The organism is Pseudomonas sp. SORT22 (genome assembly GCF_018417635.1).
In the GTDB taxonomy this organism is placed as follows: domain Bacteria; phylum Pseudomonadota; class Gammaproteobacteria; order Pseudomonadales; family Pseudomonadaceae; genus Aquipseudomonas.
In genome coordinates this window covers 3,280,838-3,292,977 of sequence record NZ_CP071007.1, presented here as the reverse complement: position 1 = coordinate 3,292,977, position 12,140 = coordinate 3,280,838, and the positions used below count along the sequence as shown (strand labels likewise).

The following is a 12,140-nucleotide window of genomic DNA, read 5'->3' as shown; positions in this document are numbered from 1 at the left end:
TTCAGGTCACCGTGGCCGGGGCGGGGCTTGCTTCAGGTTTGCGCAGGGGCTCCAGGCGCGATTCGCTGTAGCGGGTTTCGCGGTAGAACTTCCAGCGGCCGAACAGGCAGTACACATTCATCACCCGTCCTTGTTCCTTATAGCCCATGCGCAGGTGCAGCTTGAGCGCCGGGATGTTGTGGCTTTCGCACACGTCCACCACGGTGTCGCAGCCCTGGGCGGCCATGGCCTTCCACAGCTCCAGCTGCAGGTCGACCGAAAGCTCGGTGCCCCAGTACTTGCGCGCCAGCTCGCCGCCAAATTCAAAGAACTGCCCGGGCTCGACCGGGAACCAGCAGCCGTAGAAGTGGCGGTCGTGGTAGTGGCGCAGGCTGCCCCAGATGAATGCCACCACGTCACCGGCGTCATCGAGGAACATCAGCCCGGTGTGGCCCTCGGCGGCCAGCTCGCGCATGGTCTCGATGCGGTCGCCAAAGTGTTTGGCGAAAGCCCGCACGTTGTGCACGGTGATCGGCTCGACCCGCAGCGGCGGGTAGGGTTTGAGTTTGTGCGGCGGCACGGGGCTGACCAGGTCGCGCTCCATCCACAGCAGCTGCCAATGGTAGAACAGGTAGCGCTTGACCCCAGCGTTGATGGTATTACGCAGTCCTTTGCGCTGGATGCGATCCTGGATCTTGCTCAAAGCACTCATGGTGCCTCCTGTTTCTGGCAGGTGAGGTGCGCGCTCATGACGCGCTCCAGGTCAGGGCGAACAAGGTTTGCCCTGGCAATTGAAAATGGATACGGCCTTGCTCGCAGACAAACTGCGCGCGGCGTGTGCTGTTGTCGGGGCCGAAAAAGCTCAGGGCGCCTGCAGCGCAGCGTTGTTCGGTGGCAAGGGTCACCTGTTGCAGGCGCTCGCCCTTGTTCACCCCCAACAGGCTGCGCTGCTTGCCACGGGCCATGGCCAGGGCGTCGACTTCGAAGGCGTCGTTGTCCAGGGCCAGCACCTGGTCGAGCCAGTGCTGCTGGATGAACTGCTGGGCCAGGCCCACGGGCTTTAGTTCAAAACGGTTTTCGCCCAGCACCCGGACCATGCCCTTGGGCCATTCGGGCTCGTCGGCGACGTGGAACCAGTTGAGCATGTCGAGCAGGCCGTCCTGGGAGGCGTTGATCACCACCGAGGCCCACCACAGGGCGGTGAAGTGGGTTTCCTGGTCGTAGGGGCTCAGGCTCGAGCCGCTGGAGAGGTTGGTCTGGTCCAGCAGCAGCGCCTTGTTCGGCCGCCCCTGGGCATCGAGGCCGACCAGCCTGGCGGCCTGGCGCACCGAGTCGCGGTAGCTGCGGGTGGCCAGCAGGTCGCGGACCATCCATTCGTGCCAGGCCAGGGCGTCGATCTGCGCACCGTGCTCCTTGAGCAGGCGCTGTGCCCAGTCAAGGCCGATGCGCTTTTCGCTGTCGCTGTGCAGCGGGCCGTTGACCAGTCGCGAGCTTGCCGGCATGGCGATGCGCACCCCGGCTTCGCGGGCGCCGGGGCTGCGTTGTACGCGCTCGGCCATGGCCTGGAAGTAGCGGCTGAAGGTGGGGTAGTCGCTGTAGTTGAGGTTCGGTTCGTCGGCGAAGGCCAGGTAGTGCAGGCTGTTGCCGCCCAGCGTGCGGGTGGTGTTCAGCCAGTCGTCGAGGCCGTCGTTGCGGATGCGGTCGGCGGCCAGTACCGATTCGCGGCCGGTGCCGGCCAGCAGGGTGATGTCCTGTTTGATGTTGTAGCGTTGCTGATAAAAGCTGCGAAAGGCCGTTTCATAGCCGGGCTTGCGTGCCAGCAGGTCGGCGAAGCTGTAGTAGCCGGCTGCTTGCGGTTGCAGGGCATCGAGCACGGCGTAGCTTGATGGCGGCGGCAGTACATAGGGCAGGTTGACGCCCAGGTCCGGGGTGCGGCCCAGTACGGTGTGGCCAAGGCTGAGCGCGACCTTGCCGTCGCTGTTGTGTAGCGGGCGTAGTTGCCCGGGCTGCTGGGCGAACAGGTTGGCGCTGCCGTCGAGCCAGAACGCCACCTTGCCACGGCCTTGCAGTTGCAGGCGGAAGGTCTGCTCTTTGCTCGACTGCGGCAGCGCCAGGCGATCGAACTGCCAATAGGCGGGGTAGGGCTTGAGCGCCAGGCTCAGTTGCTGGCTGTCGCCCAGGCGCTGCACCTGCAGGCTGCGTACGCCGCCATGATATTTGCCGGCCAGGGTGGCTTTCTCGCCCGCGGGCACTTTGAAGTACAGCTCGACATTGGGCCCGACCTCGGCGCTGAAGTGCACCTTGGCCGGGGCGAACAGCACCCGGGTGCTGTCGGCATGCTCGATGCGGTAACGGCGAAAGCTGTAGCCGGGGATTTCCACCTGGTAGTCGCTGGCGCTCGCCGTCAGCGGCCATTGCACCCGGCCTCGGCTTTCATCGGCCTTGATCGCGCGCTCGGCCTGCAAGTGGCCCTGGCCGTCGAGCAAAAAGATGCGCTCGGGGTTGGCCTCGGCCTGCCAGGCCGGTTGCCAGCTGACCGTGACGGTGTCGGCCTTGCTCGCTTGCAGGTACAGGCTGCCATCGCGCAAGTCGCCCCATTGCAGGGGCGCAGCCTGTAGCGTGGCGCTCACCAGCACGCCGCTCACCACCAGGGCCAGGGCTTTCATGCCGGCCGCCGTTGCAGCATCTGCCGAAGCGGCGCGAGGTCGCTGGGCAGTACCAGCAGGGTTTGCCAGAACGGCACGCCGCTGAGCTTGCAGTACAACAGCAGCATCGCCAGGGTCACCGCCAGGTAAGCGATGGATGAGGCCGCCGCAGCGCCGACGATGCCATAGGTGGGGATCAACAGCACGTTGAGCAGCAGGTTCAGCGCTGCGCCCAGGCCCATCATCAGCGATACTGTGCCGGGGCGGTTCTTGCCCAGCAGGTCGAGGCGCAGGATGCTCGCATAGCACAGGCCGAACAGCCCCGGCAGCAAGGCCAGAAGCGCCGGATAGGCCGGTTGGTACTCGGCGCCGAACAGGGTGACGATCAGCCACTCGCCAATCAGCGCCATGCTCAGGCAGGCGCCGAGCATCACCGTGGCGGTCAGGCGCAGGGCCAGCGGGGTAAGCTTGTCCATGCCGGCGTCCTGCTGCAGCAGGCGTTTCATCAGCGGTGTGGTCACCGCCTCAGGGACGATCAGCAGCAGTTCGGCGGCGGCGCTGGCCATGGCGTAATGGCCCAGCGCGGCGCTGCCGAGCATGGCGCTGATGAACAGGTAGTCGGAGCGCAGAATCACCTGCTGGAACAATAAGTCCGGGTGGCTCTTGGCGCTATAGGAGAGCAGCTCGCGCTGGCCGCTGCGGTCCCAGCACAGGCGGATCGAGTGCTGCCGGCCGAGCCAGTACAAACCGAGCATGACCACCAGGCTCAGGCCCAGCAGCCAGCTGATCAGCGCCGCTTCCAGGGCCGCGTGCTGCCACATCCAGAACAGGCCGACAAACAGCAGCAGCGGCACCAGCGACTCGGTCAGGCGCAGGGCGTTGAAGGCGCCGACGCCGCCGGTGGCGTTGTGCAGGGTCAGCAGGCCGCTTTTAAGCACCGTCAACGGCACCGCCAGCAGCAACAGCCAGGCCAGCAGGCCCAGCTGGGTGGTCACTTCCAGTTCTGTGCCGAACTCCCGGGCCAGGGCCACGCAGACCAGGGTCAAGGCGCCGGCCACCAGGCAGCCGTAGATCAGCACCTGGCTGAGCAGCAGGCCCATGCTGCGCTGCTTGGCCGCCTGGTAACCGACGGCGGTGTTGAGCCCGCCGCTGGTGGCGGCGCTGATCAGGTCGGGCAGGGTGCTGAGCAGGGCGAACAGGCCGCGCTCGCTGGGGCCCAGGATGCGCGCCAGCAGCACGTTGCGCATCAGCCGCAGGGCGATCATCGCCAGGCGCGTGCCCATGCTCAGCAGCAGGTGGCGCACGTAGTGGCTGCGGCTCATGGGCGGCCTCCGCGGCTGATGCGCCAGGCCAACAGCGAAGGGCGGCTGGCGCTGCGCTGGCTGACACTGATACGCGGCAGGGCCAAGGGGTCGTCATGGCCCTGGCAGATCCCGGCGCGGGTGCTCAGGGCAAAGGGGTAGCGGTGCGCGGCCAGGCGCTCGCGCACCCGCGCGTCGTGGTCGCCGTTGGGGTAGCAGTACACCGGCAGCGGCTGTTTGCAGCCCTGTTGCAGGGCGTAGTGGCTGCGGCTCAGTTCTTCTTCCAGGCGCTGGTCGTCCAGGCCCGGCAGCAGCGCGTGGCTGGCGCCGTGGGGGCCGAAGCTGATCAGCCCGGAGTTTTCCAGGTGGCGCACCTGGTTCCAGTCCAGGGCCTGGGGCAGGGATTCAGCCGGGCAGGCGTCGGTGAGGTGATGCAGGGCCATCGGGCTCAGGCTTTTCAGGCTTTGCAGGTATTTGCCCAGGGCCTGGCTGCGGGCATGGGCTCGATCGCTCATGAAGTAGGCTGCCGGCAGCGGCCGGCCGATCTTGCGCAACTGCTCGATCAGCGCCCGGCGCGGTGTTTCACCGTGGCTGCCCCACAGGGTTTCGCCCAGGCTCTCCCACCAGAAGCGCTGGCGGCTGCCGATGTAGTCGGTGGACAAAAAGATGCTCGCCGGCACCTGGTATTGCTGCAGCAGCGGGAAGGCATTGAGGGCGTTGTCGCGCCAGCCGTCGTCGAAGGTCAGGGCCACTTTCGGCCGGTTGCCGCTGCGCGGGTGTTCGTGGGCCTTGAGCAGGTCCATCAGGTGTACGCAGTCAAAGTGGCGTTGCAACCAGCGCAGCAGGCGTTCGAAGGCCTGGGGGCCGACGCACAGTTCATTGCGGTGCGGCAGGGCGGCACTGTCGTCGTCGGCCAGCACCCGGTGCAGCATGAGGATCACCCCGGCGCCGCGCAACTGGCTGCGGCCCTTGGGGGAGTTGAGGTACAGCCAACCGCTGGCACGCTTGATACTGGTTTTTATCGGCATGTCAGGTGCTCATCGAGTCTGGTCGGGGTTCCATTGGTTGTAGCTGTGCCCGCGTAAAAACTGCCACAGGCCGACGCTCATGCCGGCCAGGGTAACCAGCACGAAGGCCGCCAGGCGAAACGGTTTGGGCAGGCGCTGGCGCACGTCCAGCAGGCCGGCGATGGCGATGGCATAGCCGAGCAGTTGCGCGGCCAGGGTCAGTTGGTAAAAGCCGTGGCCGTCGAGCAACCACAGGTTGGCCAGCAGCAGGGGCAACAGCAGCACCGGCGCCAGGCGGCGGATCAGCTTGTGGCTGATCAGGGCAATGGCGTACAGGCCGTGGCGCAGCGGGTTGAGCAGTTCGCGGCGAGCGGCCAGGCTGATCAGGCCGCCGACGGTGACGCGCTGGCGGCGGCTGAACTGGCGGTCGGCCTCGTCCACGCCCTGGTCGAGCACCTGGGCTTCGTCAACGTAGACCACCCGTTTGCCGGCCACCGGTGCGCAGGTGTTGATGTAGAAGTCGTCGTTGACCCGCGCCGGAATCGGCTGGTACAGCTCGCGGCGCAGTGCCTGCAGGGCGCCATCGGCCGACACCGTGCAGCCGGTGCGGCTCTCCACCCGGCGCAGCCAGGCTTCGTAGTGGCGGTACAGGCTTTCGCCCAGGCTCAGGCCCTTGCCGGCCTCGGGGATGATCATCTTGCCCACCGTGCCGCCCACTTCAGGGTCGGCAAAGGGTGCCAGCAAGGCGGCGAGGGTGCCGTCAATCCAGTGCACATCGGCGTCGGTGAACACCACGATGTCGCCCGTACACTGGGTGACGGCGACGTTGAGCACGCTGTTCTTGCCCATGCGCGGCAGGTCGAGGACCTGGATGCGCGGGTCGTCAAAGCTGCGCGCCAGGGCCACGGTGCTATCCGTGGAGCCATCGCTGGCGACGACGATCTGCAGGCTCTGGGCCTGGTAATCCTGGGCCAGCAGGTTGCGCAGCTTGTTGTCGATATTGCGCGCTTCGTTGTGCGCGGCCACCACCACGCTGACCCGCTGCGGCGCCAGCGGCGCGGGGCGGTGACGGGGGAACAGCGGCGCCGCCACAGTCAGCAGCAGCGGGTAGCCCAGCCAGGCATAGAACGGTAGCAACAGGCACAACCAAAAGATGAACTCAGCCACGGGCGGGCCTCCTTGCGTTCCAGTTGAACAGGCTGAGCACGAAGGCCGCGCCGGCCAGGTGCAGGCGAATCCAGTGCAGGCCCCAAAGCTGCAGGGCGAACAGCAGGTCGCGGTGTTTCAGGCTCTGGCGCAGGCTCAGGGCCAGCGCGGGCAAGCTGGTGACCAGCAGCAGCAACAGCGCCAGGTGCGGGTAACCGTCGAGCAGCGCCGACAAAGCCATGAAGTCGAGCAGCCAGGCGCCCAGCGACAGCAGCGGAAAGCGCAGCAGGCGCAGGCTCGGGCCGTTGCTGCGCAGCAGTTGCAGGTTGCTGCCCTGGCGCCACAGCTCCTTGCCCAGCCACTCGCGCCAGCTGCCCTCAAAACCCCAATGCAGCACCACCGGCTCGCGCAGGGCCAAAAGCCGCGCGCCGGCCTTGTTCAGGTGCCAGGTAAAGTCCTTGTCTTCGCCGGTGCGCAGGGTTTCGTTGAAGCCGCCCACCTGATCGAACCAGTGGCGCTGCATCAGCAGGTTGGGGGTCGGCAGCCACTGCATCGGGTGCAGTGCCGGCAAGCCTGCACGCAGGGTCCGGCGTTGCCAGGCGCGGGCGAACCAGGGCGCCTGGCGCGGGGTGTCGCAGTCCAGGGCGAAGACGTCGCCACGGCCTTCGCCATGCAGCTTGAGCAGCAGGCTCAGCCAGTGCTCGGGCACTTCGATGTCGGCATCGAGAAACGCCAGCCACTCACCGCTGCTGGCCTGTACGCCACGGTTGCGCAAGGCGCCGATGGTCAGCCCCGGTAGGCTCAGCACCTGGGCACCGAGGCTGCGGGCGATCTGCGGGCCGTCGTCGCAGGAGCCGTTGTCGACCACCACCAGCTCGCAGTCAAGGCCGGCATCGGCGGCGGCGTTCAACGCTGATTGCAGGGTCCGGGCGATGTGCCGGGCTTCGTTGAACATCGGCACCACGACACTGACCTTCATGCCTTCACCTGCGCCGGTTGCGCCTGTTCGGCCTTGAGCCGCAGCACGCTGGACAGCGCCAGCATGATCCACAGGTACTTGTGGTTGGGCGCGCTGAGGAACATCAGGAACAGGCTGATGGCGAGCATGCTCATGCACAGGTGGGTGAGCAGGTCGGCCTGGCCCTGCTCACCCTGGCGCAGCCACAGGCGCCGGGCGTACCAGACGTTGTACAGGGCCAGCAAGACCATGCTGACAAAGAGGATGCCGGCCGGTATGCCGACCTCGCTGAAGATCTCCAGGTAGGTGTTGTGCGCGCGGCGGTACAGGTCGCCGACCTTGCGGTTGGCTGAAAACGCCTTGGCGTAGCCGGTGGTGGCGTAGTGCAGGGGGAAGGTGCCGGGGCCGGTGCCGAGCACCGGGTGTTCGCGGATCATCTTGCTGCCGACCACGATGTACGACGAGCGCCGGCCCAGGGAATCGTCCTGGAAGGCATTGACCCCGGACTTGAGCAGCGCCAGCGACTGGATGCGTGCCACGTAACTGGCCGGCATCAGCGCCACCATGGTCGGCAGCAGAATGGCCAGGCCAAGCATGGCAAAGCCCAGGTGCCGCGGGCGCAGGTGGGCGACCTGGGTGCGGTAGTGCACCAGCACGATGCCCAGGCTGATCAACAGCACCACCAGGCCCGAGCGCGAGTTGGTCTTGGTCATGCCCGCCAGCAGCAGGATGCAGCAGGCGATCCAGAACAGCTTGTGCAGCCGCCGCGGGCTGTTGAACACCAGCCACAAGGCCATGGGCACGGCGATGGCGATGAGCATGGCGAACACGTTGGGGTCTTCCAGCAGGCCGGCGGCGCGGCCCTCGTCCTGGTACTTGGCCGAGGCCATGGCCATGATGCAGGTCAGGCTGACGCTGAGGGTCACCAGCCGGTACATCATCGGCAGGTCGAGGTCGCGGCCAACCAGCAGGGTGATGCCGAACAACAGCAGGCCCACGGCCAGCTCGCGAAAGTGCCCCAGGGACATCTCGCTGCTGTCGCTGGCCCAGAAACTCAGCAGGTACAGCGCCATAAACCCCAGCAGCAGCCGCCACATGCTGCTGCGCAGACGCTCGGCGGGCAGTTGCTTGACCGCCAGTTGCAGCACCAGCACCAGGGCCAGGGCCGCGCCGATCATTTTCGAGGCGGTCAGCTCGCTGTCCTTGAACAGGCCTTCCAGCGGCACCAGGGTGATAATTGCCAGCAGTCCCCAGGCCGGGCGTTTGTACAGCGCCAGCAGGCCGGCCAGGCCGATTACCGCGCCGGGGGCGAGAAACGGGTAGGGGCTGGCCAGCAATGCCACGCAGGCGATGGCCAGCAGGCCGATCAGGGACAGGGGAATGATCATGCGCAGGTCTCCGTGGCCGCGCCCAGGTAAACCCGGGCCCAGCGTTGCGCCAGCGTCGGCAGGTGATAACGTTCGCGTTGGGTGCGCCGCGCCTGGGCGATCAGCTCGCCGGCCTGGGCCGGGTCGAGCATCAGCGCCTCAAGCTGGGCGGCCAGCTCTTGCACCGCCAGGGGCCGGGCCAGCAGGCCGCTGCGCCCGTGCTCGATCACATCGGGGATACCGCCGACCGCAAAGGCCACCACCGGCACGCCATCCTGCATGGCTTCGAGCAGGATCATCGGCGTGCCTTCGGTGCGCGAGCTGATCACCAGGGCATCCAGGCGCGCCATCCACTGGCGCATGTCGGCCTGAAAGCCGGGCAGGCGGATGCGCTGGGTCAGGCCGGCGGCGTCGATGCGCGCTTGCAGCGCCTCTTGCTCCGGGCCATCGCCGAGCATCACCGCATCGAGCTGCGGGTGGCGCTGGCACAGCGGGATCAGCGTATCGAGGAACAGGTCCGGGCCTTTCTCGCAGCTCAAGCGGCCAACATAGCCGGCCAGCCAGCGGCCAGCGCCAGGGTGGCGTGCGGGCAGGGCGTCAGCCTCGGGCAAGCCGTTGGGGATCACCTGCAGCTTGTGCTCGGCGACCCCGGCCTGGCGATGGATGCGCTTGATGCTCTCGGCCACGCAGACCACCCGCTCGATGGTGGCGGTGCGGCACAGCTGCAGGCTGATCCAGGTGTACAGGCGCTGCTTGCGGCTGCTGGGGGTAAAGCCGTGCTGGGTGGCGACCATCGGCAGGCGCCACAACTGCGCGCCCAGCCAGCCGAACAGCAGGCCCTTGAAGTTGTGGCTGTTGATCAGCGGCTGCTGGTCGTGGCGCCGGCGCAGTTCAGCCAGCAGCTCGCCGACTCCGTCGCAGGTCTGGCAGGCCACGCCGGCGGCGCGAAAACGCGCCACCAGTTGCTCCGGGGCCCCGAGAAACAGCACCTGGTGCTGCCCCGGGGTGGCCTGGCAGTGGTCCAGCAGCATCCGCTCGGCGCCGTAGAAGCCGCCACTGCTGAGCAGGTGCAGGATCGGCCGTGGCGGGTTCAGGGCTGCGTTCAATTGCGCACCCAGTGCACCAGCCGCGGCAGCGACCAGCCCTTGTAAGGGTTGGGGGTTTCCGGGGTCTGGTCGTTGATCACCAGCAGTACCGGCAGGTCCAGTTGATGGCTGATTTGCGCCGGGTGCTTGAAGCGCCGGTCAAAGAACTCTTTGACGTACACCAGGGCAATCGCCAGCAGCAGGCCGGTGAGCATGCCGAACGGCACGATCAGCAGCGGCTTGGGAAACGCCGGCTCCGCAGGCTCGTACGGGGCGCTGAGGATGCGCGCGTTGGACAGGCCGTTGAGCAGGTCGGCGCCGCGCGATTCTTCGTAGCGCTGGGTGTAGGTGAAGTAGGCCTTGTGCAGGGCGTCGATCTCGGTGTCGAGCTGGCGCGCCTTGCTCTGGGTTTCTTGCAACTGGTGCACGCGGCCTTTGAAGTCGGCGATGCGCGCGGTCTTCTGGGCGATCACGTCCTGGACCACGGCCAGGTCTTTCTCGCGCTCCTTGATGCGGTTGGCGACGATCTTCAAGAACTGCTGGCGGGTCTTGGCGATCTGTTCGCGTTGCAGCAGCATCTGCTCGCTGCCGGGCTGGAACACCGCCAGGTCGCTGACGTAGGTCAGCACCAGGGTGGTCAGCTGTTCACCGAGCTGCTTGATCTCGCGGTCTTCAAAGGCCACGTTGTCGACCGTGGTGGTGAAGGTGTAGGGGAAGGCGAAATCGCGCATGTTGGCGTTGCTGGCCGCGGCCAGGCTGGTTTTCAGGTAGTCCAGCCACTGCTGGCTTTGCAGCAGGCGGTCGCGGTACTGGTTCAGTGCCTGTTCTTCGGTGTTGATGGCGTTGAGGCGGAAGGTGATCTCTTCTTTGGGGTCCGAGGAGCCGATGCTTTCGAGCATGCCCAGGCGCTTGCCTTCGAGGTCATCCATGCGCACCTGGTACTGCAGTTTCTTCTGCTCGTAGAACTGCTCGGGCAGCTCGTTGGACTGCAGGTTCTGGCGGTTGCGCAGGTAGTTGTCGAGCAGGCGGCTGACGAACAGCGTGCCCAGTTTCGGGTCGGGAAAGCTATACGTCACCGAGACCACGTTGGAGCCGGGCAGGGTTTCGACCTTGAGGTCCTTGATGGCGTCGTCGGTGAGGGTGTCGAGCTGGGTGTCGCGCACCGGGTCGACCTCGAGGCCGAACAGCGAGCGCACCGGGTTGACCACGTACTCGCGCAACGGGTTGATGATGCCGCTGCGGATCGGCCCGAACACCACCCGCTGCATGAAGCTGGGCGGGATCTCGTACTTGCCCTCGGCGCGCAGCTGGCTGATGGTTTCGCGGATCAGGGTCGGCGAACGCAGGATATTGCTCTCGGTCTCCATGTCGGCCAGCGACGGCGGGATGAACTTGTCGGTCTCCTGGGCGAGGGTGGTGTTGGTGTCGCTCTGGGACAGTTTTTTCGACTGCACGATCACTTCGGCGGTAATGTCGAAGCTCTGCTTGAGCACCAGCGGCAACAGCAAGGCGATCACTGCGAAGACCAGGAACACCCGTTTGACCAACTGGCGGTTGGCAAAGAAGATCCTGAAGAATTCATGCAGGTAGTTTTCTTTTGTATTCATGCTCGGATACCCGCCTGGAATTAGTTGTTGTCGCTGTCTTTGTTGTCAACGCGATAACCGAAGCTGAAGCCGACCCCCTGGAACAGCACCACGTCAGCCAGTTGCCGGGCCAGGTCGCCGGCGCTGGCGAGCTTGGTCTTGGGCACGTAGAGCATGTCGTCCGGCTGCAGGTAGGCGACTTGCGCGGCGCTGGCATCCAGGGCCTTGTCGACGTTGTAGGGCACGGCCTGCACCTGGTTGCCGTTGCGGCGCATGATCACCACCGAGTCGAGCCGCGCCTTGACGTTCGGGCCACGGGCCAGGGTCAGGGCTTCAAGCACCGACACCGGGCGGCGGATCGGGTAGGCGCCGGGCTGGCCGACTTCACCCAGTACGTAGATCTCGTTGACGGCGGTGGACTTGAGCATCACGTCCACGGTCATGCGCCCCGGCAGGTCGGCGTAGCGCTTGTTCAGGTAGGTCTGCAGCTGGGTGACGGTCATGCCCTGCAGCGGCACCGAACCGATTTCCGGGAAGCTCGCCTGGCCGTCGCTGCCGACGGTGATTTCGCGGCTCATGCCGGTGGCCGGGTGGTTGAGGGCGCTCTTGAGGTTCTGCTCGTTGGTCAGCGGACTGATCACCTGCACGGTGACGTTGTCGCGCCCGGGCTGGAACAGACGCTTGTTGCGGTAGGCCTGCTGGATGGTGCGGCGGGCTTGGTCCGGGGTTTGCCCGGCAACGTTGACCGAGGTGTTGGCCCGCGGCAGTTCGATGGTGCCGTCGGGCAGCACCAGCTGGTTGCCGTTGAGCGAGCTGGCTGCCGGGAAGGCCAGGCCGACGGTGTCGCCGGACTGGATACGGTACGACGCCGAGCCGCTGGTGCTGATGTGGAAGATCACATCGAGCACGTCCTGCGGGCGCAGCACCTGTTCGCTGCGCGGCAGTTCGGCGTCCTGGGCGTTGGCGGCATTGGCGGTCATGATCTGTACCGGCATCTGCCGGGTGTCCTGATTGGCGCAGCCGGCCAGGGTCAGCAGGCACAGCGCGAACGTCGTGTATTTCATGT

10 protein-coding genes are annotated in these 12,140 nt (G+C 66.4%); all 10 read right to left on the bottom strand.

What is annotated here, in order from left to right; all coding sequences use genetic code 11:
• Window position 1: 1 nt before the first annotated feature.
• From JYG36_RS15070 to JYG36_RS15025, 10 genes are read right to left on the bottom strand one after another with little or no spacing between them, the layout of a single operon-like run.
• Complete coding sequence (locus JYG36_RS15070; RefSeq protein WP_093383306.1) at window positions 2-691, bottom strand: N-acetyltransferase; 690 nt, start codon at window positions 689-691, stop codon at window positions 2-4.
• A gap of 34 nt (window positions 692-725) precedes the next feature.
• The gene (locus tag JYG36_RS15065) at window positions 726-2,645 is read right to left on the bottom strand and encodes a hypothetical protein (RefSeq protein WP_213601406.1); all 1,920 of its coding nucleotides are present in this window, start codon (window positions 2,643-2,645) and stop codon (window positions 726-728) included.
• Window positions 2,642-3,946 (bottom strand): oligosaccharide flippase family protein, encoded by a 1,305-nt coding sequence (locus JYG36_RS15060; RefSeq protein ID WP_045198756.1) that lies wholly within the window; start codon window positions 3,944-3,946, stop codon window positions 2,642-2,644. Before JYG36_RS15060 ends, JYG36_RS15065 begins: the two co-directional genes overlap by 4 nt.
• The gene (locus JYG36_RS15055) at window positions 3,943-4,953 is read right to left on the bottom strand and encodes a polysaccharide deacetylase family protein (protein WP_213601404.1); all 1,011 of its coding nucleotides are present in this window, start codon (window positions 4,951-4,953) and stop codon (window positions 3,943-3,945) included. Before JYG36_RS15055 ends, JYG36_RS15060 begins: the two co-directional genes overlap by 4 nt.
• 9 nt (window positions 4,954-4,962) lie before the next feature.
• The gene (locus JYG36_RS15050; protein ID WP_213601401.1) at window positions 4,963-6,099 is read right to left on the bottom strand and encodes a glycosyltransferase family 2 protein; all 1,137 of its coding nucleotides are present in this window, start codon (window positions 6,097-6,099) and stop codon (window positions 4,963-4,965) included.
• Window positions 6,092-7,057, bottom strand: a complete 966-nt coding sequence (locus JYG36_RS15045; RefSeq protein ID WP_213601399.1) for a glycosyltransferase family 2 protein — start codon at window positions 7,055-7,057, stop codon at window positions 6,092-6,094. Before JYG36_RS15045 ends, JYG36_RS15050 begins: the two co-directional genes overlap by 8 nt.
• Window positions 7,054-8,424, bottom strand: coding sequence for an O-antigen ligase family protein (locus tag JYG36_RS15040; protein ID WP_093383291.1), 1,371 nt, complete (start codon window positions 8,422-8,424; stop codon window positions 7,054-7,056). Before JYG36_RS15040 ends, JYG36_RS15045 begins: the two co-directional genes overlap by 4 nt.
• Window positions 8,421-9,509 carry a glycosyltransferase family 4 protein gene (locus JYG36_RS15035; protein ID WP_213601397.1) on the bottom strand — a complete coding sequence of 363 codons (1,089 nt, stop codon included), beginning with the start codon at window positions 9,507-9,509 and terminating at the stop codon, window positions 8,421-8,423. Before JYG36_RS15035 ends, JYG36_RS15040 begins: the two co-directional genes overlap by 4 nt.
• Entirely contained in the window at window positions 9,506-11,095 is a 1,590-nt protein-coding gene (locus JYG36_RS15030) for a GumC family protein (protein ID WP_045198768.1), read from the bottom strand. Before JYG36_RS15030 ends, JYG36_RS15035 begins: the two co-directional genes overlap by 4 nt.
• Window positions 11,096-11,115: 20 nt before the next feature.
• Window positions 11,116-12,138: a polysaccharide biosynthesis/export family protein gene (locus JYG36_RS15025; protein WP_045198770.1), complete on the bottom strand. Its 1,023-nt coding sequence runs from the start codon at window positions 12,136-12,138 to the stop codon at window positions 11,116-11,118.
• Window positions 12,139-12,140: the final 2 nt, after the last annotated feature.